Here is a 24,285-nt window from a genome sequence, read left to right as displayed (position 1 = left end):
CAATTTTTCGGTAATTGCTTCGGCAATTTCTTGTTATACACATATTACATATGGTCGGCAAATGAATAAAAAACATATTATTGCAACACTGATAACTGCCAGCTTGTTGGCTGGGTGTGGCGATAAGGTATCGGGCAAACCTGCACCGGTCAGTCCATTGGTAACTGCGCAGCCTGTTTCAATTATTGATTATCAGCAAGGTAAGCAGTTTGTTGGCAGGACCGAAGCGATAGAAGATGTTGCAATTACCGCACAGGTATCCGGGTACCTCAAAGAGCGATTTTTTGATGAGGGGGAACTCGTTGAAAAAGGCCAACTGTTATTTCAGGTGGAACCCACTGCTTATGAGGCAAAAGTAGCGAGTGCCAAAGCTTCAATTGCTCAGGCCGAGGCGACATTGAAACGCGCCAATCTTGATTGGGAAAGGAGTAAAAACCTGTTACCTAAGGGTAGTATTAGCCAGTCTGATTTTGATAAAGCGACTGCAGACAAAATGAATGCCGAAGCCCAGTTAAAATCCGCGAAAGCTCAGTTGATGTCAGCTGAGGTCGATTTGTCATTTACCCGGATTGTTGCACCTTTTACCGGTCGGATTAGCGATAGCAAAGTCAGCATTGGTGATCTTGTTTCCCCCAATTCTGGGGTATTAACGACTTTGGTGAGCCTCGACCCTATTCAGACTTCATTTAATATCAGCGAACGTCAGCGCCTCGACTTGGGTATTGACGGCCTTGACGGAAGCGGTGAGGGGCAAGGTGATGTCGAGGTTCTGCTGACGCTAAATAATGGTAAAGAGTATGAGCACCTTGGTGAAGTTGACTTCATTGGCAATCGAATTGATCTGAACACCGGCACTATTGCGATGCGAGCCAAGTTTGATAATCCTGAGCAGCGACTGTTGCCGGGACAGCATGTGCAAGTCTTTCTGCGAGAAAAAGAACCGGTCAAAATGACGGTGATCCCACGCCGCGCGGTACAGAGCGACCTTGAGGGGGATTTTGTTATGGTATTGAAAGACGGCAATGTGGCTGAGCGCCGGAATGTTGTGTTAGGTGCGCAAACAGAACAGGGCGTGATTATTCGCAAGGGCCTGGACTCAAAAGATGTCGTGCTGACCAAGGGCCTTCAGCGTGTTCGTAATGGTATGACTGTTCGTTTCGAACAGTCGGATGCGTAAGGAATAATCATGCTTAGTCGCTTTTTTATCCAGCGTCCTAAATTTGCGTTGGTGATCTCCATTATCTTGACTTTGGCCGGGGCCATCGCACTGATGAACCTGCCGATCGCTGAGTACCCAAAAATCAGCCCGCCTTCGGTGAGCGTGACTGCTTATTACTCGGGAGCGAGTGCAGAAGTGGTCGAAGAGGCAATTGCTGATCCCATTGAAGCGTCGGTAAACGGTGTTGAGAACATGATTTACATGTCCTCCAAAAGTGCCAACGACGGTTCCTATAACCTCAACGTGACGTTTGATGTCGGAACGGATCCGGATATGGCACAGGTTAACGTTCAGAACCGAGTTTCTCAAATTGAGTCGAAGCTGCCGGCGGAAGTCCGCATGGTTGGTGTGACGGTGAAGAAACGCTCGCCGGATCTGTTGATGGTACTGAACTTCTATTCGCCGGATGGTAAATATGATGATCAGTTTCTGATTAACTACATTAACCTGAATGTTAAAGATCAGCTTGCACGGGTACAGGGTATCAGTGAGGTAAATGTTCTTGGTGGCGGCGAATATGCGATGCGTGTTTGGCTGAACCCCGAGAAGATGGCCAACCTGGGATTGACGACCTCTGATGTCAATGCTGCTCTCGCAGAACAGAACGTTCAGGTAGCTGCTGGTAAGGTGGGGGCACCGCCATTCAATAATGCTCAGGAAGTACAGTTTAACCTGGTGACCAAAGGTCGCTTGGAGTCGGTTAGTGAGTTTGAAAATGTTGTGCTTCGAGCCAACCCGGATGGCTCGGTTGTTTACCTGAAAGATATTGCCCGTGTAGAGCTGGGTAAAAAGTTCTATGACGGAAACGGTACCTTTAGGGGACAACCTGCTTCTATTGTGACATTGTCACTTCAGTCTGATGCCAATGCGCTGGAAAGTGGCAAGGCGGTGATGGCTCTTCTCGATAATTTGAAAGCCAACATGCCAGAAGGTATGGCGTATGAAACCAGTTATGACACCACCTTATTTGTTGCGGAGTCCATCAAAGGGGTTGTTAAAACGCTGATTGAAGCCATCATTCTGGTTATTGCCGTAACGTATATGTTCCTGGGTAGCATGCGTTCGACCTTGATTCCGGTTGTTGCTATTCCTGTGTCTCTTATTGGTACTTTTGCCATTATGCTGGCAACAGGTTTTACCATCAACACGGTTACCTTGTTCGGCTTGATACTGGCGATTGGTATTGTCGTGGATGATGCGATCTTGGTTATCGAAAACGTCGATACCAACATGAAGCGGGATCCGAGCCTGACGCCTCGTCAAGCGACGTTGATTGCGATGAAAGAGGTAACGGGGCCGATTATCACCTCGACACTGGTTCTGCTGGCAGTATTCCTGCCTGTTGCTATGCTGCCGGGTATTACCGGGATCATGTATCGCCAGTTCGCGCTGACAATCTGTATTTCTGTTGTTATTTCGTCGATTAATGCACTGACATTATCACCGGCATTATGTTCGCTTGTACTTAAGCAAGGCGGGGAGAATACCTCTCGCTGGTTCCAGGCATTTAATCGTGGACTGGATAAGATCACACTGAAATACGGTGCCATCGCCGGTTTTCTGGTACGAAAAGTTGGTATGCTGGTTAGCTTCTTTATTGTTGCTGTGCTGGCTGTTAGCTTCTTGTCGAAAACCACATCGACAGCATTTGTTCCGCAGGAAGATAAAGGGATCTTGCTGGTAAATGTCCAGTTGCCAGATGCAGCCTCGCTCTCACGTACAGAAGAAACAACCATTAAGCTTCAGGAGATTGTCGAGCAAGAGCCGGGTATCGAAGGGATCACCGTTGCCAATGGTTATGCGTTTCTGACTGGTGCAGCGGCCTCCAATGGAGCGTCACTGTTTATCAAGCTGAAAGAGTGGGACGAGCGCAATGCCATGGAAGGGGATCACTCGTCGTTTGCCATTACCAACCGTATCAACGCACGCGCAGCAGCCGAATTGCCGGAAGCGATTGTGTTTGCTATGGGCCCACCAGCCGTTCCGGGGATGGGTGCAGCATCGGGGTTTGAGTTTGTTCTGGAAGATACGCTTGGCCGGAACCGAACTGACTTGGCCTATGTGATGGGTGAATTGATCCAAAAAGCCAATGCCCAGCCTGAAATTCAGTTTACCTTCAGTACATTTCGCGCCAATGTACCGCATTATTATGTGGATGTTGACAGGGTTAAAGCCAAGCAACTGGGTATTCCATTGACGGAGGTGTTCCAGACGCTACAGGGTAACCTCGGTTCCATGTACATCAATGACTTCACACTGTATGGCAAGAACTTCCGTGTGACTGTTCAGGCGGATAGCGAATACCGAAACGATCTTGACTCGCTTGAGCGTTTCCATGTTCGCTCATCGAGTGGAGAGATGATCCCGCTTAGTACTTTGGCGACAATTGAGCAGGTGTTTGAGCCGGATGTAGCATGGCGATATAACATGTACCGTTCTGCTGTAATACAGGGTAGTGCTGCTGCCGGTTATTCGAGTGGTGATGCGATTGCTGCCATGGAGCGTGTCGCTGCCGAAGTATTGCCGCAGGGTTACCAGTACGAGTGGACGGGGATGGCCTATCAAGAAGTTAAGGCCGGTAACCAGGCTATCTATGCTTTTGCGTTGGCATTGATCTTTATTTACTTGTTCATGGTCGCGCAATATGAAAGCTGGAGTATTCCATTAGCAATTATCCTGGTGGTGCCGGTTGCGACGCTGGGCTCTTTCCTTGCTTTGGCTGCGACAGGGACACCGCTTAACTTGTATGCCCAGATTGGTCTTGTACTCTTGATTGCGCTGGCCGCAAAGAATGCAATATTGATTGTTGAATTTGCGAAAATCGAGCGGGAAGAAAAAGAGCTGGACATTGAGCAGGCGTCGGTCCGAGGTGGTAAATTACGTTTCCGTGCGGTTAATATGACATCTTGGTCATTTATTCTCGGCATCACTCCACTGATATTTGCTTCGGGCGCTGGTCATATTAGCCAGAATTCTTTGGGTATTTCACTAACAGGCGGACTGTTATGCGTATTGCTGGCAGGTACCTTCCTGATCCCTGGCTTCTTCGCGCTGGTCCAGCGTCGCCGGGAGAAATTCCATGGCGGTTCTACAAAAATTGTTGTACTTGAAGATGCATAATTTCTTATAAACTTATAAAGCAAAAGGGCTCCTAATGGAGCCCTTATTTATAGGAAGCTGTGTTGTTAGCGACGACGGCGTATAAAGCCAATTAGTGATAGCAGGCTAAGCCCCCATAACGGCACAGAACCACCTGATGAGCCGCCGGAAGAGCTTGAGCTTTTCGGCCGGTCATCAACAACAGCAAATGGATCCTGGCTGAAGGTTGGGGTTGCAATTGCCGAAAGACTGAAAGATGGATTGCTGTCTTCTGACTGAATCGTCGTTTCTATCCAGCTACGGTACGAGGCCAACTGTGAATACTGCCCGTTAAGCTGGAAAGCCGGGTTATCTGCATTGTCATTTTTGTCGCTACATTTAGCACCATTACTCGTGACACCGACAAGGCGTAAGCCCTTGTCAGTATCTGCGATCGAACTTGGGTTCTGCCAAATGATTGGCCCGCCAGAATCCCCAGCACATACGTCCTTGATCAAGCCTGCAATATTGGTGTCAGCACAGACAAAATTGTCGTTGTCCGTCATCGTGTTATTACACTGGTCATCAGGGATACCGCCAAGCCTGACTACCTGAAGCTCTGATGGATAGGTCCCTTTGGTGACAGTGTCACCCCACCCGGAAGCGATTAGATTTCCCCTGGAATCAGCCCCTGCCACCCAGGTGTTGGCAAAGTCCTGATCGGCTGCCACTTGTTCGGCTGCGGTAGCAATTTTAATAGGCTGGGCGACGCTATATAGCGAGCGTTCAACACGGAACAGGGCCACATCATGGTTGATGTTAGTATCATCATAGTTAGGATGCGGTATACGTTTGACGACGTTAAATTGATATTTACTATCCAGTGTACTGAAATCGCCCTGCGGAATATTCGAGGTACCCGCAATTACAATATTACCAATCTGGGGAACGACACAGTGAGCAGCCGTTACCACCCAGTTTTCACTGATAACAACAGCGCCACAACCGGTATTGTCATTAAACGTTTGCTTTATAGCAGCTTGCCAAGGCAGTAATAAACTGCCATAGGAGGAGGCATCGTTACCGTTGATTGCTTTTGTCTCCGGGGTGGCAGCACTACTTGGTGTTGAAGCTATCGCAAGAAGAATAGCTGTCGCCCCAATGGTTGTTTTATACATCCTGTTACCTAGTGAACGTCGTTTTTTATTGCAGCTAACTATATATAGGCAAGGCGAATATGTCTATATGGATTGGCTCGTTATGTGCTGTATGTTGTTGCATGAAATATATCTGGTTAATGGCTATATTAATCGAAAACTGTATTATTTGTGTTCAAAGGAAAATGCAATCCTTGAACTGGCACAAAGAGTGAGTCAATGTAGGGTGAACCTAGTTGGTTATCTCGTTATTATGTTCCAAGTTTTTCACTATGAATTAGGCAGTTATGGTATTTAGACATGTAATTGGCTTTGGCGTTGCCGGTAATTTTGCCGGCCACCTTGAGCAAGCAGGCGAAGCAAGTGACTTTTTGACGGTTGAGGTGAAGGAAGCTGTTCAGCCAAAAGCTATTTTTCCATTTTATGTTCCTTCCGACAAAGCTGGGTTCTTGGCGACTTACCCATTATCCTCGGACACAATTACCCCACCGAATGAAGCGGATAATTTACAGATTGAGCCAGAAGTTGCGTTGCTTTGTGATATTCAATATCAGGACAACAAAGTGGTTGGGTTAAAGCCGGTTAAGTTTGCAGCGTATAACGATTGTTCAATTCGCAAACCTAATGCCAACAAAATCAGTGAAAAGAAAAACTGGGGAGCGAGTACAAAAGGTATCGCCAGCCAGATGTTCGAGCTGGACGGGTTGACGGAAGGTGGCGAGCTTGATCGCTATCGAATTGCTAGTTTTCACCAGCGAGCTGATCAGGTTGAACGATACGGTGAAGACAGCCCGGTGGTTGGGTATAGCTATTTTCATGAAAAGCTGTTGAGCTGGATTGTCGATCGTATGAACAACCAGTTGGATGTCGGTCCGACTGAAAATATCGCCGAACACCTCGCGAACGCAAGCTATCCCGAGCAGGCATTGATCAGTATTGGTGCAACCCGATATACCGAGTACGGTGAAACCACGTTTTTGCAGTCCGGTGATACAAGCATGGTCGTTGTGTATGATGGCCAGAAATACTCATCACGAGATATTGCGGCAATGGCTGAAAAGGCAGAGTTTCCGCATGAGGGTATTTCGTCGCTAGTGCAGAAAGTTATTTAGTCTCGTATTTCTCTGCGCGCCGGTGTGTTAGCCGTGTTGAAATGAATGGTGAATGAAAGCAAGGGTGTTCGTGAAAGGTGAGTGTTGAAGAACAGACCAGCCAGCTATTGGTTAAGGATGCGCTACGGATGGCCTGTTTACAGGCGGCGCGTACGCTTAATTTGCCTGATTGGTATCTAGGGGCCGGTTTTCTGAGAAATGCTATTTGGGATCACCTGCATGCCAAAAAAAGTATGACACCGCTTAACGATGTGGATGTCGTCTATTTTGATGCAGGGGATACCTCCCTCGAGACAGAGAGGGAAATCGAAGCAAGGCTCAGAAAATTGCTTCCCGATGTTGAATGGGAGGTTCGAAATCAGGCCCGAATGCATGTTCGCCATGGGCATCAGCCTTATTCCAGTACAACAGACGGGATAGCGCAGTGGATTGAGGTGCCGACCTGTGTCGGGGTGAGGCTAGAGTTTGATCAAAACTTTACCTTTACTGCACCTTTTGGTCTAGGTGAAAACTGGTCGCTTAAGGTACGCGTTAACCCTAATAATGCAAGACCTACCATTTTCCAACAGCGTGTAGAAGATAAGCAGTGGTTAACACTTTGGCCGGAGCTGCAAATACTTGACTAACCATAAACTGATCGTAGATAGCGGTGATACCGTCGCTATCTATTAACTACTATTGTTTGGCTATTGGTGTATGTGCGATTACAGACGCCAGAACACTTCTAACGAGCCAATTGAACTTGAAGAATGCATATCTTCTTCAAATTCAGGTGTAGTGATTGCAAAGCTTAGGCTAACTCCCCATTTGGGTTGGTAATAAATGCCGCCGATAACGGCCGTTGCCTGCCAGTGTTCTACATTGCTATCGGGAACCTCACTCGGGCGATCGCCCTCTACGGTTATGTCATTTATCCGATATCGGCCCTCGATGCCGGTAAACAAAAAATAACCTGTCGGGCTGGAAGATAGCATGCCGATATCAACAAATTTCCCCGGGCTGAATCCGGTGGTCCCGAAGTTATGGGCAAGATTGTTTCCCCAGCGTGCAACCGAGCCAATGGCCAGTTCGCTTTGATAGTTGCCTGCGTTGATACGGCCAACACCACTAAAGTCATATTGTGACAAGCTGCTGTTTGACGGTTCGGTATTATGCCGGCTTATTAATCGATGGCCTTGATAGCCAAGATTAAATACGATTTGATTCTCGATCTGATAGTCCCAGCCCATCGGTTCATCCGAACCGATAATGTCATGGATAAACCTTTGTCCTTGTTCGGCAAGAGAGTTGGGTCCAACTGTGCCGAGCATGAAATTGTATTGATCAGTTCGGTTGGATGAGTATTGATAGACACCTGTTTCAAGAAATAGCAATCCTGCATAAGGTCGTTCGTCTTCGACAGGCTCGGTACTTTCTATATCTTCCGGGGTCCAAATTTGTTGACCAAAGACGACATTCCAGCCTTTAGCGCTCTCTTTGTCCAAAGGCAGATATTTTGCAATTTGGTAAATCGGCCCGGGAGTTATGTCACTCAGTAACTGTGAGGAGGCTGAATGATAGGCCAGAAAAATGCCATTGGTATAGTTTTTATCGGTGCCGACAATACCATCATTATCAATAGTAAAAGAAACACTTCCTGAGTTGTAAGCCACAGCATCAGGTGATAAAAACATACTGAAGGCAATAAGCCCGGTGAAAAAATGTTTCATCGATAGCCCTCGGAAAAACTAAGCTTTCTGGATCATAACAATCATACCTAACGACAATGATTTATAGCTATTAGTATTATTGTTATAACCGTAAGAAAATGTGTTTATGCCAATCGAATAAGTAGGTGATCGGACTTTTGCAGTTAAGAACGATCAGATGTTGGCGCTATATAAAGATAGAAGTACCTAGCGAAAGGAATGCAATATGTCGGAAAAAATATTCCCGTCCCCGCTTGTGTCAGTCCAATGGCTGGCAGAGCAAATTGAAAGATCTGACATCGTGGTACTTGATGCCAGTTGGTTTTTACCTGGAGTAGAGCGCAATCCGGAACAGGAGTGGTCGGAAAAGCGTATACCTGGTGCTCGTTTTTTTGATTTTGATAAGAAAATAGCCGCGCCGGATACCGAATTACCGCATATGTTACCGTCATCAACGCTGTTCTCTCAGGCGTGCTCCGAGCTTGGGATAAAGACGAGCGATAACATTGTTGTTTACGACAGTCAGGGGCTGTTTTCTGCCCCGAGAGTTTGGTGGATGTTCAGGGTGATGGGGCATCAATCTGTGGCTGTGCTTGATGGCGGGTTGCCTGCATGGGAAAAAGTAGGCTTGCCAATTGAATCTCAAGAGCCTGAGCAAGTGGCACAGACCGACTACAAGGGGGATTATCAACCTCAGTGGGTTATTGATGCTGACACGTTAAGCACTCAGTTAGATGCATTGGATACTGTGGTTCTTGATGCCCGGCCAGCAGCGCGTTTCTATGGCACTCAACCCGAGCCAAGGGAAGGGGTTCGGAGTGGGCATATGCCGAACGCCAAAAGCCTGCCATTTTCTCAGCTGGTAAAAGATGGCCATTTCATCAGTGTCGAGCAACTAACAAAGCGTTTTGATGCGGTCAGTGCACCTGAGCAGCGCTTGATTTTTAGCTGTGGTTCTGGGGTAACAGCATGTGTGCTTGCTCTTGCGGCCGAGCTGGCCGGGAGAGACAAACTGACGGTCTACGATGGCTCGTGGACAGAGTGGGGGCGGGTACTTAAATATCCTGTCGTTCAATAAGCTCGCAGGCAGTTAAAAGGCCAGCATATGCTGGCCTTGTTATTATCATTGTTACTGTGGATTTGCTGCAAGATAACCGCGTTTTTCGATGATTGTCTGGCCATTGTCGGAGATAACATAATCGATAAATGCTTTGGCGTTATCAGCAATTTTCTTTTCTTTATAAAGCATCAGAAATGGACGCGATATTTTGTATTGACCGGATTCCAGGTTAGCCAAATTAGGTTCAACACCGTCGAATGCCAGTGCTTTTACAGAGTCATCAACTGAACCGAGGGAAATATAGCCAATCGCGTGGGCATTGCGCGAGACTAAACTTTTTACTGTTCCGTTGGTATTGACCACCAGTACTTGCGGGTTGATATCAGAGACCGTCTGACCGGCGACTTGCTGGGTCAGTCCCATGAAATCCTCGAAAGAGAAGCGAGAGCCTGATGCATTTTCGCGGCTTACGACAGCCATTTTTAGATCAGCTCCGCCCACTTGGTTCCAGTTGGTAATTTCGCCGTGGTAGATTTTGGATACTTGTTCTTTGGTGAGGTTTGTAACCGGATTGCTTTTGTTTACAACTAGGGCAATACCGTCATGGGCAATGGCGACAGTCTGCACATCAGGGTTAATTTCAGCGACCTTCAAATATCGAGAGCTCATACCTATATCAGCAGCATCTTGTTTGACTGCGTTAATCCCGGCTGATGAGCCAACCCCCTGAACGGCAATAAATGTTTCCTTATTGGATTGGGAGTAGGTTTCTGCTAGCACCTCAACGACATGGCTAACGGATGTGGAGCCTGTAACCGTAACAGTCTCTTTAGCTTGTACATTGAAGGCAAGGCCGGCGAAAAAGGCACATAAGGTAGTAGCCCTGGATAACATTACATTTCTCCAAAATAAACCAGAATAATATCGCCGGACATCTTATTACGGGTATATGACAGTAATGTGAAGAGCTGGGGTTAAGATACAACGGATAAAGACTGGTTTGTCCGCTCCTTGTTGAGTTTGTTTTTGTACATTGCCTGATCCGCTTTCGCTAAAATAGCGTCAGGCTCGCTCAGGTTTCCAGGGTAGTATGGTGCCAGTCCGATACTGATGTCGATATTGTAATGCTCTCGAGTTTCAGCTGTAACTTCATACAAAGTATCAATCCATTGATAACATTTTTTCTGATCTTCGTCAGGGAGCAAAACGACAAACTCATCTCCTCCAATGCGATATATTTGGCTGCCGGTCGGGACAGTTTTCAACAAGTACGAGGCGATATTGATCAGTAGTTGGTCACCATGATTATGTCCCAGACGATCGTTGACCTGCTTGAAATTATCGAGGTCAATATAAGCAAGGATCCCTCTTTCAAGGTGAATTGCCATGTTGTCGAAGCGGCGAAATAACGCGCGTCGGTTATTCAACCCGGTTAGGTCATCTTGTAGTGCTAAACGGCTTAGTTGTGCCTCCAGGGTACGTGCTTTGGCTATTTGAATATTGAGCTTACCGATAAGGTTAAATCGTTGGCGAAGCATTTTATTAAAGCAAAAACAGATTAAGAAAACGCCAATATGCATGAAAATGTCATCGGTACTATCAAGCAGCCAATGTTTCCTTAACTCAGGGATTTCATCAAGCAAATCAGCCAGAACGCCAAGCCCGTATGTTCCTAATGCGAGGAATAGCCAACCACGCATTTCATTGCCGAAGTCTTCACGTAATAAAATAATAATCAATACGAGAGAAAAAATAGACAGTATGACGTCTAGCGCACCTCCTGACGGAACTAATAGAGATAGGCAGATGCCAGCGGTAACGACAATGGCTAACCGCTTAGGGAGTTGAGATAGGCTGTTCATTTATTACCAAAGAAAAGGCGAAGTAATTGTATGACGTTAAGAGCTAAATATAGTGTCAGAGTATGAAACTACACACAAGCTATTTGCTGAATGAACAAATGAAATCCAACGTTGATCTTTTTAGGTGAAATAGGGGTTCATTATTTGAGTTGCTATTGACTCGGATTTGTTATTTTGATCACAAACTTAAAACCTTAGTCCAAAAACAAACAATGGTTTCGGAGATGAAATAACTATTTTGATAGAGAGCTCATTTAAAAACTGTGAAATATATCATTTATTCGTCATCGTGCAAAAAAACAACAGAAAAAGCGGTATTACTATTAACTGTATGAATATTAAATGATTATTCCGAGACTGATTATTTTATATAACTGAATCACACTTACTAAGCAAGATCTCAATAATGCAATCATAGTTTCACTTCTGGCTGTAGAACGAAGTGTCTGATATACAATGAATGTAACAAATTATTTCAGTTAACATTATTGTAACATGACGGGTTTTATGTCTATTCTATAGAAGACTAGAATTGTTGTGCTACAGGCACATGGACATAACAATTAGAGAGGTCGTAATATGCTAACAATGGCAAGACAAGCACAACCAAATAAAGCGTTGGTGTCTGAAAGGATCCAAAAGCTTGTTAAGGCTCTGTCTAATGGTGTCTATGAGCGTGAAGAAACGATTAAGCTGTGCTTACTTGCAGCCTTAGCGGGTGAGAGTGTATTTCTGCTGGGCCCTCCGGGTATTGCCAAAAGCCTTATTGCCAAGCGCTTGATTCAAGCATTTGATAATAGCCAGTTTTTTGATTATCTGATGACGCGCTTTTCTACCCCTGAAGAAGTGTTTGGCCCACTCTCGATTCAAGAGCTAAAAGATAACGGTAAGTATGTCAGGCTGGTGGACGGTTATTTGCCGACTGCGCAGGTCGTGTTTCTTGATGAAATCTGGAAAGCCGGTCCTGCAATTCTTAATACCTTGTTGACTGTCGTCAATGAGCGCACATTTAAAAACGGTCAGGACATCCTCCCGGTACCCATGCGCCTTTTGGTTACTGCATCCAATGAATTACCCGAAGAAGACAGCGGACTGGAAGCGTTGTTTGACCGAATGCTAGTACGCGTGTTTGTTAATCGGATCCAAGAAAAGCAGAACTTTAAAGCCATGCTGATGGGAGACGGACCGTCGGTAAAAGAATTAGAGCCAGGGCTGGCAATTACCGATGAAGAATATGAAAGCTGGCAGCAGCATATCGACGAGATCCATCTGAATGATGAGATCTTTGAAAAAATCTATGAACTGAAATCGATGGTAGAGCAGCGCGCCGAGGCTGGCGAGGATTTTGCCTCTGAAGATAGTGAGCTGTATATTTCTGATCGCCGTTGGAAAAAGTCAGTACGTCTGCTGAAGACGAGTGCATTCTTTAACGGACGAGAAGCCATCAACCCGCTTGATTTGTTGCTGCTGCAAGACTGTTTATGGCATAGCCCTGAATCTCGCAATGTCGTTCGCTCCATCATCAGCGAGTTTGCGACTCAGAAAGCCTTCAACCAGGAGACTGCGCAACTAAATGCCAATGAGGCACAGAGCATTATCGATGATGTCCATGATGATATTGCCTCTGAGTTGTGTATCACCTTTGAGCACGAAACTATGATGCGTAAAGAGAGGTTCAAGTGTGATTTCTCTACCGCTCGACGTTATAACGTGAACCATAATCCGCGAATGATCAAACTGGTCATGCTGCAGCAAAATCCGTCTGTTTCCGAACAAGAAACCGGAGACAGCCGTTGGGTGTATGTTGATGGCGATGAGTTTGAGAAGAAGATTAAAACTGGCCAATGCGATATCTACGGCTTCGTCAACAAGAATACCCACCTTTGTCGATTACAGTTTGAGGTTGACGCCCAGCATCGTTTGGTCATTAAAGATATTGCTAATCGTTCTGTATTGGTTGGTGTTGCCGGTGCAGATGGTATGACTGATGCCCAACAGCAACTGTGGCAGATCGAGGCAGAGAAGGCATCAGGTAAAATTTCTGATGCCGAGCATAGCCTTAAGGTGTCCCGTAGCAGCTTCCACGGCGCACTACCTCATAACTTTGTCGATGCCGAGCTTCCGGCTTTGATAGAGCAAAGTATTTCATCGGCCTCAGATTCCGTTACTGACCTAAAGATTGTGATAGAGAAGAGCGCATTTCGGATCTCTCAGATGTCTGAGTACTTTGCTTAAGCTGGAGAACTTTTATGCCAGTTACTGAAAGTGTAAATATTGCAATGATGCTTGCTGAGTCAGGCATTATTGATAATGCTGTTCATGAGCTGATGATGCGGCCGCAACTGATAGTCGCAGCTGAGTCAAATCCCGGCATCAAAGCGGCGATGAAAAACCAAATCATGAAATGGCGGGGACAAGTACAGCATCGTGTTACCAAGGTCAGTATTGAGGCTCGGTTTCAGCAGGAGATAGATCTCTACCATGAGGTGAGTAACTGGGAACCTGAATACTTTGTCGAACATGCGGAGTCGATTGTTAAAAAGCTCGAAGGCCATTCATCCTTCTATTTTAAAGCGAAAACCCTGGTAGACAGAGAGCACCAGAAGCATAACCCAATGTTTCAAAGCTATTTTTGTAACCTGTGGTATCAGGCATTGGCGAAGTCATTGACCGAGGCTCAACAAACTGAGCTGGAGCAGCACAAAGACAAGCTGCTGGCGGATCTGTATCAACGCATTGAAACGATGCAGCAGATGGAAGAGGTCACTGAGGCCGGTGACGAGAAGAAGGCCGGCCGCCTCTGGGATATGGCCAAGGCCAAGCTGACACGCAGTGATGTAGACAGCTTAAAATCAATAGCTGGTTTTTTGAAAAAGAATAACGGGCTTCAGGAGATTGCCGAAAAGCTGGGTCGAATGGCCAGTGAAGTAGATGATCTGGATAAGGAGCGTGTTCGTTCAGAAGATCTCAAAATGGTCGAAGAGCGTTGTGACAGCGTCACTGATGATATTGTTGGTGTACACGAAAGTGATGATCTTTCAAGGCTCTTGCCGAACGAGGCGATGTTTTTGGCTTATCCGGAGCTTGAAGTCGTGTTCTACAAGCACTTGGTCGATAAGCGCCTGTTGAACTACCGTGTGCAAGGTGCGCAACGTAAGCTGAGAAAGGTTAAGGCATACAAACGCCAGACTAAGCAGGTAGATCAAGAAAAAGGGCCATTTATTGTTTGTATCGATGCTTCCGGATCGATGAATGGCTTTCCCGAGCAATGCGCCAAGGCATTGGCCTACGGGTTGATGCAAATTGCATTGGCCGAGGAGCGGGATTGCTATGTCATTATGTTTTCGACACAGCAAATTACCTATGAGCTCACCAAGAAAGACGGTCTCAGTGAAGTGCTTAACTTTCTTTCGTACTCTTTTCATGGTGGAACAGATTTAGGTCCGGTACTTGATCAGTCTATAGAGCTGATGAGTAGTGGAAAATACAAAAATGCTGATTTGGTTGTGTTGTCAGACTTTATCGCGCCGTCTCAACCTGATGCAATGATGAAGCGAATTAACAAGCTCAAAGAGCAGAAAAATCGCTTCCATGCCGTCAATCTCTCGAAATATGGCAACCCTGAGCTGATGACAATCTTTGACCACTGTTGGTCTTATCATCCGTCACAATTAGGGCGCCTGCTTAAGTGGAAATAACACGGTATACCCAAGCTACCTCAAGATGCTCGTTTCAGCGAGAATTACTTGGCTTTGGCGACCTATTGGTCGCCATTTTTTATCTTGGTTCACATCAACGTTCGGCAAAATACTCGTGTAGTGCCTGCCGCCATTCTGTACTTCTTCTTACCCTGAGCAAGGCGCGGTTGAGTGTTTCTGCATATTGGCTTTTGTCTTCTATCGCAAACCCGTAGTTCTGTTTTTCAAATTGGTAGGGCAGCACAATGAGATCTTGGTATTCACCTTTCTCCTTGGACTTTTTAATCAGGTATTTCAATACGGCATCGTCCGCGACAATGGCCTGGACTTCATTGGCTTCCAACGCTTCGAGTAGTTGGTTTGTATCGGTATAGGTGCGGTGAACAACACTATGGTTGGTGAGAAACTCGGATGACGTTGATGCTTCTTTCGCCCCGACGGGAATATTGGCAAGATCATTTGGCCCCCTTAATGTCTGAGCTTAACAGTCCAAGCGTGAAGGTGCTTGCCAGTACGGCAGTAATACTGGCAATAAATAACGTGGTCGCTATAGCCAAAAATACCGTGATGACTCTGCCGGTCAGGGTTTTGAACTCGAAATAATTGAAAGGGCCCTTGGTGATAAAAAGTAGCCCGAGAATGAAGCCTTCTATCAACTGTGCGAAGCGAGAGGATGTCGAGTACAGCTTCTCGTTTACCCGGTGCTCAAGTAGGTAAAAGATAGCGCCGACGAAAGCCGCTGCAGCAAGAACAAAACCAAGAACGGTCAATAAATGTTTGTTAGTAGCAATATTCTTCACCGAGGCCAAATAGCCTTGTTTTTTCACGGCGATCGCCAAATGTGTTTCGTAAAATGAGTGCGAAAAGTCCAGGATGAGCTCGCGTTCGGGTGTAATAGATAAACAAGAAATTCCGATGTTGATTTGTCGCGTCGATACAGCCTCTAGCAACTCTTTCAGGCTAAGTTCTTTGATTTCGTATTGAAGCCCAAGCTGCTCGGCAATTCTCTCCCACAACAGAATGCTAAGACCTGAATAGGTACCGTCGTCGTGTTTAATGACAAAAGGCGGACAATGGTAACTTCCCACCTCAATAACAGGTTTGGCTGTTGTTACGGCAACTGCGCTTTGGCAGAAAAAGAGTACCGGTAACAACAGGAGGAATAGGTGTTGTGTTGGGTTAGGTTTTGACATATTGGCTGCTCTTTTGCCCACACTTGCCTAAGTATAAGTGTCATTTTTCTTTCATGTTGCTGTCTTATTTTTGAATGTAATAAGCCATAAAAACAGTGTGCTTAATGACTTAGGCTATGCTTATAGCAGTTAATGGCAACTCAGAAACTTAGCAAGACTATTGAGTAAGTCGCTATTTTTCTTGGGGGAGGAAGTTAGATGAGGCTTTTCTCTTATTGTGCGCTGGTATTGACCTTGTTGTTTACTGCATTGTCAGCTTCTGCCGATAATGTGTGGGTCATCGAAATTAGAGGTGGAATTGGCCCGGCGACGAGTGACTATGTGGCCCGTGAAATCGACGATGCCAGAGAGGCGCAGGCATCATTCATTGTGTTGAAGATGGATACGCCGGGAGGGCTGGACACCTCCATGCGGGATATTATCCGTGCAGTCACGACATCCTCAGTGCCTGTCGCAACCTGGGTAGGACCGTCAGGGGCAAGAGCGGCGAGTGCCGGGACCTATATTTTGCTTGCAAGTCATGTTGCAGCGATGGCTCCCGGAACCAATTTGGGGGCGGCGACGCCTGTCAATTTAACGGCTCCGTCAGGAAAAGATGATGACAGCAGTAGTAATCCTTTTGCGCCTAAGGAAGAAAAACAAGAACCTAAAGACGAGGAAGCAAGCGCTGCTGAAGGTGACAGTGAGGCCAAACCTGAAGATGACCGCGTGAAGGCTAAAACCGCCATGGAGAAAAAGGTCATTAATGATGCCACTGCCTATATTAAGGGGCTGGCCAAGTTACACGGCAGAAATGAAGAATGGGCGGCGAAAGCGGTAACTGAAGCGGCGAGTCTAGATGCCGAAAGTGCTCTGAAAGAAAATGTCATTGATTTTATTGCCGCTGATCTGGATAGCCTGATGATGCAGTCAAATGGGCGAACCATTACCATTAACGGCTTAGAGCAACAAATTGAGCTGGACAATATTGCTTTTGTCGAAAGAGAGCAGGACTGGCGCTTTAAGCTGCTTTCCGTAATCACCAACCCTAATGTGGCCTATATTCTGATGTTAATCGGGATCTATGGCTTGCTGTTGGAGTTTTATAACCCGGGGGTCGGCTTGCCTGGCGTTCTCGGTGGAATATGTCTGTTGCTGGCAATGTATTCACTGCAATTGTTACCCGTTAGCTATGCAGGGCTAGGGTTGTTGCTGCTGGGTATCGCACTGATGATAGCGGAAGCGTTTAGTCCGAGTTTCGGCATACTCGGCCTGGGCGGAATCGTGTCCTTTGTTCTGGGTTCAATTATGCTAATGGACACCGAAACACCAGGCTATCAAATCGCCATCCCGCTTATTGTTGGTCTGACCGTGGTATCAGCTCTCTTTACCTTCGTTATCCTTGCCTTGTTGCTAAAGGCGCGGCGCAAGCCTGTCACAACCGGTGTAGAAGTCCTACTGGGACAAAGTGCCAAGGTTGTTAGCGGCTTCCCAGGCGATGGTCGTGTATTGGTTGATGGTGAGATATGGCAGGCGAAATGCGACCAGCCACTGGCTAAAGGGCAGAGCGTCGTAGTGAGAAGAGTTTCGGGTTTATATCTTGTTGTAGAAGACGGCTACAGTGATCCCTCAAGTAATAAGGAATAACATATGGTTACTTATTCGTTAGCGACGATAATCGTGCTGGTGGTGGTCTTAATCGTCAGCATGTTTAAAATTTTACGAGAGTATGAACGTGCCGTCGTTTTCTTTTTGGGGCGGTTTTATGAAGTAAAGGGGCCTGGCCTGATCATCATTGTACCGATAATCCAGCAAATGGTGCGGGTTGATTTGAGGACTATTGTATTGGATGTCCCCACACAAGATCTGATCACCAGAGATAATGTATCCGTACGGGTAAATGCGGTTGTCTATTTTCGGGTTGTTGACCCAAAGATGGCAATCAATAATGTGGAAAACTATCTCGAAGCGACCAGCCAGTTATCGCAAACAACCTTGCGCTCGGTACTCGGTCAGCATGAGCTTGATGAACTACTGTCGGCTCGGGAAGAGCTCAATAAAGATTTGCAGTTGATTCTTGACCAGCATACCGACAACTGGGGTATTAAAATTGCGAATGTCGAAATTAAGCATGTGGATTTAGATGAAAGTATGGTTCGCGCTCTGGCAAGGCAAGCAGAAGCGGAGCGTGCTCGTCGAGCCAAGGTAATTCACGCTGTTGGTGAGCTTGAAGCCTCGAAGAAGTTGAAAGATGCCGCTATGGTGTTAAATGAAGCCCCCAATGCTGTTCAGCTTCGTTATATGCAGACGCTAACTGAAATCTCAAACGATCGTACTACAACAATTCTGTTCCCGATGCCAATTGATTTAGTTGACAAAATGGGGGGCTTTATGAAGGCTTCTTCGGTTTCCCCGGATACGGAGCATAAGATCGATTACCCTTGATGACTAAGCCAGTTAGTATCTAACATTTAGGCTCCCAATGCAGGAGCCTAAATTGTCTGAAGATCAGTTTTCTTTATCTTCGAAGAATATAGAACACGATCAGGAACGCTGAAGCATAAAGGTCTGATACTCGAGATCATCAAATTGTCTGTCGAGCATGATGAGCCCAATGATTGTTGTAACCAGCATGGTAATCGCAAACCCATAACCATAATACACAGGTCCAAGGTCGATACTCAGATGGGCCAGAATAAAGTTACCTGCAGCCATGAGTGCTGTCAGAATTAGTGCTGAGTAGCGTTTGTCGAGGTAGAACATCACGTTCAGTATTGACATCACCAGTACCTGAAGGCTGACGCCAACAAGATCGACATAGAGTAGGTGTAAGTAAGCCAAGTCAATGTTTAATGCCACCAGTATATCTTCGGCCCACAATAGCAACAGGGCGAGTGTCATCCCCTGAACTTTGAAGATTTCGTAGATACTTTGCTGGCAGGCAAGGATCATTTTATCTTTAAGCAGGAAGATAGAATCCAGCGTTGCACCTTCTCGGACGGCATCGTAGAACTTGAGACAGGCATCGGCAAAATCCGTTTCCATACGAAGCATAAAAACGGCCATACCTGGAATAATCGCCAGATAGGCGACAAATATCGGCAGGTCGTAGATGTACGATGCTCTGAACAGGTCTATGACCTGATGGGAGGTTTCGTCTCTGAACCAAAAAGCAAATTTATCCAGCCATACCCCTAGGTTGTATAAAAAACCGCACAACAGTAGCGAGTAAAAGACCTTGTTAGGGTTAAGAAACTCAAAGGAAATTAGCTGCTTGGCAGGGAAGTCGCGAATAACGTGATAAAGAAACGCAAATGTCAGTACTGCTTGGCAACCGCAGAAAATCACCATCAGTCCCAGCAAACCGAAAGGCGGTAATGTGACGCTTAATACAATCATCAACCCGTAGCTGAGCATTATGGTGAAAAAGATACGGTAGTACTCTTTCATCCCACTGAGGAAAATGATGATTAGCCATTGATTACAAAGGAGCACGAGGCAAGTAAATATGGCGATTTTGACTGCGGGCTCTAACTGGGGAGATAACGCCATAACACCACCACCCACTGCAGCGGCGATTAAGCTCGTGACTAACATTGAGCCGAGCAGGTTAGGGATAATCCGATGTTCTTCCTCGGCAAATAGAAGGTCAGAAATAAAACGCGTTAATAATAGCTGGAACAGGCCGCTAATGATCAGCGATCCGGCCATTAAATAGGTCACAATAACCAGAAATTGAACTATCACATTCGTTGGAAAGACAATTCCGATACTGAGCATGCCGATAGCCAGCAGGGCCAGAATTGAAATCACCCACGGACCTGAACTGATCAAGCCAGCTAACCCATAGGCCTCAAGCATAGACAGCAACGAGTTCTTTTTAAGTATCTTCCTTAATTCAAAGCCAATCCCTGCCACCGATGGCCTCCTCATATAAATGTCGATACGAATCGTACATCAGTTTCTCATCGTAGTAACGGGTGACGCGCGCCTTGCCGACATCGCCTGTTTTGATCCAATTATCTGTATCATTTAATACGTTGATAATGGCTTCTGCCCCCTCAATTGGGCTGGCTATCGGGATAATGACACCACAAGAGCCAAGGGCTGCATCTTCTCCGGCGGCACCGTCAATAATCTCCCGACAAGCGCCGACTTCGGTTGAAATACAAGGGATACCCGCCGCCATCGCTTCAAGCAGGACAAGCGGCTGGGCCTCACTGATAGAGGTCAGCATCATTACGCCAAGTTTGGGCATAATTTCCGCTACATTCTGGCTGCCGAGCATTTTGACATTATTGGTGAGGCCGAGGCTCTCTATCAGCAACTCGCACTCATGCACATAGCCAGGATCTTCTTCGGTCGGGCCAATGATCCAGCCTTCTAGTTCGGGCAGCTCTTCAATGGCGCCACGAATGGTACGAATGAAGGTTTTGATATCTTTAATTGGCACAACACGCCCAACCAGGCCGACAACAAGGGGGGGCTTGGCCGGACGTTTTTCGTAGGCAGTATGAAAACGCTGAGTATTAATACCGTTCACGATAACCTGGGTCTTATGTTCAGGTGCGCCATCTCTATGCTGTCGTTGCCTGTTGCCCTCAAAAAGGGCCACGATTTCATCAGCCTGGTGATAGGCCGTCAGGCCAAGTTGTTCGAAAAAGCGGATCCAGGTTTTGCGGGTCAAATCCATGTCTTTGTGCATACTGATATCAATCAGGCTGTGTCTGTCTTTTATCCAGTTGGCCTGCGACAGGTCGATTTTACGCTCTTTGGTGTATATGCCGTGCTCTGAAATCAGAAACGGGCGTCCAGTCTCTTGTCGGCAAAGCGCGCCAAGAAAGCCGGCATACCCTGTCGATACGCTATGGAAGGCTTTTGCACTCGGAAGGTTCTGAGAAATTTGCGACAGAATAAAAAGCGGTTGGTAAATGCCTCTATAGGTCCAGAAATAGTCAACGAAGGACTGGTTTTCGGCGGACTCAAGATAACGCTCTGTCAGTACATCCCAAGATGCACGGCTATATAAGAAATCAGTCAGGCTAAGTTTGTTTTTCTGTCCTAAAAACTCTGAGATCTGTCCAAGCAAGTCACCGGGAATCGGTGTTTTTTCTCTCTCAAAAAAAGACAGAAAGTGTCCCCAGGCTTGAAATAGTTTACTTTTCCCCGAGCGTGGCGATGGTTTCGTTTTTCCTGGTGAAGATAACAAATAGTGGACTTCAAATCCGACGACATTGTCTGGAAATTCATAGGCCGGTTCACCATAAAAATCAGGGTGTCCGCCCAAAAAGATCAGGTGAAAAGTATATTCTGGCAAGCCGCTGATGATTTGGTGTACCCAGCTCGAGACACCTCCTCGTACATAAGGGTAGGTGCCCTCTAGCAGCAGGCAGATATCGACATCTTTGGTCATGACCAATACTCCTTGATTTGGCTGAGGCGCTCACCTTTTTGATCAGGGAAGTAGTCAATATATTGCTTAACCTTTTGATAATCACCGGTTATATAGGCGGCTTCGGCTAAATAAGGAGCCACCTGTTTGACGCGCAAACCACCGTGTAGCGCAGCTGTTAAGTAGATGATGGCCTGATCGGGACGTTGCTGCTCAAGCAGTATGCGCCCTAGCAACAGGTTGTTTGACGCGCGCTGTTCTTTTTCGATGGAAATCTTGAGGTAATGCTCGGCCTGCTCGAGGTAGTGTTTTTTTAGCACTCCTTCGGCAATACCGAGATAACAGAGCTCCCAGTATTGTTGCGCGATTTCGAAGGCTTTGGTTGGTTGGGCTGTGTTTTCATATTGCTTCTTGAACAGAGATATCAACTCGTTAATCTGACTTTCGATACCTTCCAAAGCTGCGTAGGCTAGCAGGCGGACGTCATCGGATAGATCTTTCAGTGCGAGCTGTAACAAGGGGACAGACTGTTGACGGGGAAGATGACATACGGCATTGACAGCAAGTGACCGGCGGTCAGGATCATCACTATGGATCAGTATTTCGCGCAGTGCACCGGCGCCATACTGGTTGCCTAATACTTCTCCCGGGTTTTGTGGCAGGGGGTGTTCCTCACATTCCTGCCAGGTGATCTGGCTTTGTTTTCTGGGCAGGTATAGCGCTATTAACAACGAGCAGGCAGTGCCAATCATGCCGACGAGCGGAAGTAAAAAGTTAAATAGAAACAAAAAGCTCAGTGAGCTAATCAAAGGAAACTTAAACTTTCGCGGTAACAGCAGCCAGCTTAGCGCGGCAAAGCTGGCACATGCGATAGCATGTGAGGCGGCAAATGACGCCCATTCGGCAGACGTCATTTCATGATTGAAGACGATATAGAAGCTGAGGCTTTCAAATGAGATCGTCTGAATAAATAGCCAGGCTTTCATCATAAGCTCCAAATTCATTCATAAGCGTTTGTATTTGTTTTTGATCTTGCTCTAACGATAACGGTCCAAGAATATCGATAACGTCAATGTGATTGCCAATTGTAAGAGACAGAAGTTCCTTCAGGCGCTTTATGTATTGCTGGGCATCATAAACGGATGTCAGCGGTAGCAGGACAACAAGTGCGTGCTGGCCGCTTTTGGTCTGACAAGACCAGTAAACATCAGCCCCCCGGCGGTAATTGACGATCGAATCCAGGCTTTTGTTATGAGCACCGACGGTATCAATACATACGACGAGGGTGCTATCGGCACCGTAGTGACGTTTGTTGTACTCGGCCCTGTCAAGGTAACTAAGAAACAGCGTACTCTGGTGAGCTTGCAGAATAGGGGTGACAATCGCATCACTGAGAAGATCGGCTGCATGGTTTGAGACCAAAGACAGAAGAGCGACATTGGCCGGCGTCAGCATAAAGAATTTGGCATGCTCGGCAATGACAAAGCCTTGTAGTGTCTTATGGGTATCAAGTAGCGGGATACATAGCTGGTAACGTGATTTATGGACTTGATTTTCATCTAGCTTAGCTGGTGAAAGAAGCTTCTGAGTTTCCAGCATGTCTTGTAGCATAGGATCGCTCAGCACCAGTCTGTGATGATCACCGAGCGTTGCCTGTACCTGTGGATCGACCTTCCCATCATTTACCCGGTAAATACCGGCGACTTCCAGTCCGCCAATTTCAGCCAGAAGGTTGAGAAACGGGTGGCCAAGATGTTCTAGCCGGTGCGAGCTGTGTTTCGATGCGATTTTATGTAATGCACTGATACTCGCTCTGAGGCTCACCGTCTGCCCGGCAGTGCGCTGCTCCAGCTGATCATGGGAGACTTTCAGCAAGTGGTAGTTTTGGGTAAAGCTATCCAGCTTTTGCGCCATATAGGTATGATCTAATATGTGCTTCTGGTTAATGCTGTGCCAATAGTCATGGAATTCGCCTGCAATCATTGCGGCCAAAATCAATCCGACAGCCAACGATAGAGGGTAATACTCCAGCAGCCCAGTTGCATTCATTATGCTTGCCAACCCTGCTGTCGTAAGCAACCCGCTAATCAAACCCTTGGCAAACCCGTATCGCAATGCAATGAGCAGCGGACCAAAAAGTGGCCAGAAGAAATTATGCTCGGTGGATGACGGAGCAAGGGAGTCTGACTGCGTCCATATGTATATTGAAAGCACTGAAACCACGATAGTTTCAAGCCAGGCGAAGCCATCCTGTTTGAATCCGATAATAAAGCGATTCCAGATGTTGTTCATTGGCAACCTTATTTCACTTACTACTTGTTATTTTTGTCCGACGTTCAGGCCATCGAGAAGGGTCTCGATAACGATATGGCCGGTGCCACTGACACTTTCTCTTCCCCAACCGCCACGTGTACCTGTTGCTCGCCAGTAGGTGTTCTTGCTCTTGGCTGACTGTACTTCCAGGGTAATACCTACGGCGGGCTCTCCATCAAGACCGCTCTTATAGTGCCACTCTTCAATCGATCCTGTGATTACGTAATCGACGTTTTGGGAGGCCAGCCACGCCTGGGCATTTTTTCTTCTCGCTGAGTTATCTAAAATACTTGCCAGGTCATTGGTTTCGCTCGCCGGGTACATTACGGCATTAATACCTTTTGCATACAGTTGCGCGTTGAGAATTTGTTCGGCTTTCTCTGCCGCCAGCGGGGTATTGGAGTTATTGATCATAGGCATCACTGCCCAGCGACTCCCAGCGGCAAATGTGGGGCTTTCCGGCACCTGATAGCTTGTGCAGGCACTCAAGGCAAGGGTGGTTGCAAGCAACAGTTTATATTTCATCATTGTAAT

18 protein-coding genes and 1 pseudogene are annotated in these 24,285 nt (G+C 46.6%); 9 read left to right on the top strand and 10 right to left on the bottom strand.

All coding sequences use genetic code 11. From position 1 onward, the window contains the following. The first annotated feature begins 61 nt into the window (after positions 1 to 61). Complete coding sequence (locus EIZ48_RS06205) at positions 62 to 1,177, top strand: efflux RND transporter periplasmic adaptor subunit (protein WP_160649338.1); 1,116 nt, start codon at positions 62 to 64, stop codon at positions 1,175 to 1,177. A gap of 9 nt (positions 1,178 to 1,186) precedes the next feature. Beyond that, positions 1,187 to 4,339 carry an efflux RND transporter permease subunit gene (locus EIZ48_RS06200; protein ID WP_160649336.1) on the top strand — a complete coding sequence of 1,051 codons (3,153 nt, stop codon included), beginning with the start codon at positions 1,187 to 1,189 and terminating at the stop codon, positions 4,337 to 4,339. A gap of 65 nt (positions 4,340 to 4,404) precedes the next feature. Here the strand turns inward: EIZ48_RS06200 and EIZ48_RS06195 are convergent, their stop codons facing one another. Then, positions 4,405 to 5,475, bottom strand: coding sequence for a serine protease (locus EIZ48_RS06195; protein ID WP_160649334.1), 1,071 nt, complete (start codon positions 5,473 to 5,475; stop codon positions 4,405 to 4,407). Positions 5,476 to 5,741: 266 nt separating this feature from the next. Here EIZ48_RS06195 and EIZ48_RS06190 point away from each other — a divergent pair, with 266 nt between their 5' ends. Then, a complete protein-coding gene (locus tag EIZ48_RS06190; RefSeq protein WP_160649332.1) occupies positions 5,742 to 6,566 on the top strand; it encodes a DUF5718 family protein in 825 nt (274 codons plus the stop codon). Between the two features lie 77 nt (positions 6,567 to 6,643). Further along, positions 6,644 to 7,192 carry a nucleotidyltransferase family protein gene (locus EIZ48_RS06185; protein ID WP_338046902.1) on the top strand — a complete coding sequence of 183 codons (549 nt, stop codon included), beginning with the start codon at positions 6,644 to 6,646 and terminating at the stop codon, positions 7,190 to 7,192. 78 nt (positions 7,193 to 7,270) lie between these two features. On the opposite strand, the gene EIZ48_RS06180 is transcribed toward EIZ48_RS06185, so the two are convergent. Further along, on the bottom strand, positions 7,271 to 8,275 hold the full coding sequence (locus tag EIZ48_RS06180) for a lipid A deacylase LpxR family protein (protein WP_160649330.1): 1,005 nt from the start codon (positions 8,273 to 8,275) through the stop codon (positions 7,271 to 7,273). 205 nt (positions 8,276 to 8,480) lie between these two features. Here EIZ48_RS06180 and EIZ48_RS06175 point away from each other — a divergent pair, with 205 nt between their 5' ends. Beyond that, on the top strand, positions 8,481 to 9,332 hold the full coding sequence (locus EIZ48_RS06175) for a sulfurtransferase (RefSeq protein WP_160649328.1): 852 nt from the start codon (positions 8,481 to 8,483) through the stop codon (positions 9,330 to 9,332). A gap of 51 nt (positions 9,333 to 9,383) precedes the next feature. On the opposite strand, the gene EIZ48_RS06170 is transcribed toward EIZ48_RS06175, so the two are convergent. Then, on the bottom strand, positions 9,384 to 10,208 hold the full coding sequence (locus EIZ48_RS06170; RefSeq protein ID WP_160649326.1) for a phosphate ABC transporter substrate-binding protein: 825 nt from the start codon (positions 10,206 to 10,208) through the stop codon (positions 9,384 to 9,386). An 80-nt stretch (positions 10,209 to 10,288) separates the two neighbouring features. Then, a complete protein-coding gene (locus EIZ48_RS06165; RefSeq protein WP_160649324.1) occupies positions 10,289 to 11,176 on the bottom strand; it encodes a GGDEF domain-containing protein in 888 nt (295 codons plus the stop codon). Between the two features lie 579 nt (positions 11,177 to 11,755). Here EIZ48_RS06165 and EIZ48_RS06160 point away from each other — a divergent pair. After that, entirely contained in the window at positions 11,756 to 13,411 is a 1,656-nt protein-coding gene (locus EIZ48_RS06160; protein ID WP_160649322.1) for an ATPase RavA domain-containing protein, read from the top strand. A gap of 14 nt (positions 13,412 to 13,425) precedes the next feature. After that, on the top strand, positions 13,426 to 14,874 hold the full coding sequence (viaA, locus tag EIZ48_RS06155) for an ATPase RavA stimulator ViaA (RefSeq protein ID WP_160649320.1): 1,449 nt from the start codon (positions 13,426 to 13,428) through the stop codon (positions 14,872 to 14,874). A gap of 94 nt (positions 14,875 to 14,968) precedes the next feature. Here viaA and EIZ48_RS06150 read toward each other — a convergent pair. After that, positions 14,969 to 16,067: pseudogene (locus tag EIZ48_RS06150) on the bottom strand (substrate-binding periplasmic protein). 198 nt (positions 16,068 to 16,265) lie between these two features. On the opposite strand from EIZ48_RS06150, the gene EIZ48_RS06145 reads away from it, so the two are divergent. Beyond that, positions 16,266 to 17,693, top strand: coding sequence for an NfeD family protein (locus EIZ48_RS06145; protein ID WP_160649318.1), 1,428 nt, complete (start codon positions 16,266 to 16,268; stop codon positions 17,691 to 17,693). A gap of 3 nt (positions 17,694 to 17,696) precedes the next feature. Beyond that, positions 17,697 to 18,491, top strand: coding sequence for a slipin family protein (locus EIZ48_RS06140; protein ID WP_160649316.1), 795 nt, complete (start codon positions 17,697 to 17,699; stop codon positions 18,489 to 18,491). 99 nt (positions 18,492 to 18,590) lie between these two features. On the opposite strand, the gene pelG is transcribed toward EIZ48_RS06140, so the two are convergent. The 5 genes from pelG to EIZ48_RS06115 are packed head-to-tail and all read right to left on the bottom strand — an operon-like array spanning position 18,591 to position 24,279. Further along, a complete protein-coding gene (gene pelG / locus EIZ48_RS06135) occupies positions 18,591 to 19,964 on the bottom strand; it encodes an exopolysaccharide Pel transporter PelG (protein ID WP_160649314.1) in 1,374 nt (457 codons plus the stop codon). Then, complete coding sequence (gene pelF, locus EIZ48_RS06130; protein ID WP_160649312.1) at positions 19,945 to 21,459, bottom strand: GT4 family glycosyltransferase PelF; 1,515 nt, start codon at positions 21,457 to 21,459, stop codon at positions 19,945 to 19,947. Before pelF ends, pelG begins: the two co-directional genes overlap by 20 nt. Then, positions 21,456 to 22,424 (bottom strand): HEAT repeat domain-containing protein, encoded by a 969-nt coding sequence (locus EIZ48_RS06125; RefSeq protein WP_160649310.1) that lies wholly within the window; start codon positions 22,422 to 22,424, stop codon positions 21,456 to 21,458. The genes pelF and EIZ48_RS06125 overlap by 4 nt, the downstream gene beginning before the upstream one ends. Beyond that, positions 22,387 to 23,730: a PelD GGDEF domain-containing protein gene (locus tag EIZ48_RS06120; RefSeq protein ID WP_160649308.1), complete on the bottom strand. Its 1,344-nt coding sequence runs from the start codon at positions 23,728 to 23,730 to the stop codon at positions 22,387 to 22,389. The genes EIZ48_RS06125 and EIZ48_RS06120 overlap by 38 nt, the downstream gene beginning before the upstream one ends. A gap of 27 nt (positions 23,731 to 23,757) precedes the next feature. Beyond that, positions 23,758 to 24,279: a hypothetical protein gene (locus EIZ48_RS06115; protein ID WP_160649306.1), complete on the bottom strand. Its 522-nt coding sequence runs from the start codon at positions 24,277 to 24,279 to the stop codon at positions 23,758 to 23,760. Between the last annotated feature and the right edge of the window lie 6 nt (positions 24,280 to 24,285).

The sequence above is a fragment of the Photobacterium alginatilyticum genome, from assembly GCF_009910675.1.
GTDB classification, from domain to species: Bacteria; Pseudomonadota; Gammaproteobacteria; order Enterobacterales; family Vibrionaceae; genus Photobacterium; species Photobacterium alginatilyticum.
This window is presented reverse-complemented; position numbering and strand designations above follow the sequence as displayed.

Excerpts from the sequence above, each read along its gene's own strand:
- EIZ48_RS06120 (WP_160649308.1), bottom strand. The coding sequence starts at position 23,730 with ATGAACAACATCTGGAATCGCTTTATTATCGGATTCAAACAGGATGGC.
- EIZ48_RS06195 (WP_160649334.1), bottom strand. The coding sequence starts at position 5,475 with ATGTATAAAACAACCATTGGGGCGACAGCTATTCTTCTTGCGATAGCT.
- EIZ48_RS06125 (WP_160649310.1), bottom strand. The coding sequence starts at position 22,424 with ATGAAAGCCTGGCTATTTATTCAGACGATCTCATTTGAAAGCCTCAGC.
- EIZ48_RS06160 (WP_160649322.1), top strand. The coding sequence starts at position 11,756 with ATGCTAACAATGGCAAGACAAGCACAACCAAATAAAGCGTTGGTGTCT.
- EIZ48_RS06115 (WP_160649306.1), bottom strand. The coding sequence starts at position 24,279 with ATGATGAAATATAAACTGTTGCTTGCAACCACCCTTGCCTTGAGTGCC.
- EIZ48_RS06190 (WP_160649332.1), top strand. The coding sequence starts at position 5,742 with ATGGTATTTAGACATGTAATTGGCTTTGGCGTTGCCGGTAATTTTGCC.
- EIZ48_RS06145 (WP_160649318.1), top strand. The coding sequence starts at position 16,266 with ATGAGGCTTTTCTCTTATTGTGCGCTGGTATTGACCTTGTTGTTTACT.
- EIZ48_RS06165 (WP_160649324.1), bottom strand. The coding sequence starts at position 11,176 with ATGAACAGCCTATCTCAACTCCCTAAGCGGTTAGCCATTGTCGTTACC.
- EIZ48_RS06205 (WP_160649338.1), top strand. The coding sequence starts at position 62 with ATGAATAAAAAACATATTATTGCAACACTGATAACTGCCAGCTTGTTG.
- pelF (WP_160649312.1), bottom strand. The coding sequence starts at position 21,459 with ATGACCAAAGATGTCGATATCTGCCTGCTGCTAGAGGGCACCTACCCT.
- EIZ48_RS06170 (WP_160649326.1), bottom strand. The coding sequence starts at position 10,208 with ATGTTATCCAGGGCTACTACCTTATGTGCCTTTTTCGCCGGCCTTGCC.
- EIZ48_RS06180 (WP_160649330.1), bottom strand. The coding sequence starts at position 8,275 with ATGAAACATTTTTTCACCGGGCTTATTGCCTTCAGTATGTTTTTATCA.
- EIZ48_RS06200 (WP_160649336.1), top strand. The coding sequence starts at position 1,187 with ATGCTTAGTCGCTTTTTTATCCAGCGTCCTAAATTTGCGTTGGTGATC.
- viaA (WP_160649320.1), top strand. The coding sequence starts at position 13,426 with ATGCCAGTTACTGAAAGTGTAAATATTGCAATGATGCTTGCTGAGTCA.
- EIZ48_RS06175 (WP_160649328.1), top strand. The coding sequence starts at position 8,481 with ATGTCGGAAAAAATATTCCCGTCCCCGCTTGTGTCAGTCCAATGGCTG.
- EIZ48_RS06140 (WP_160649316.1), top strand. The coding sequence starts at position 17,697 with ATGGTTACTTATTCGTTAGCGACGATAATCGTGCTGGTGGTGGTCTTA.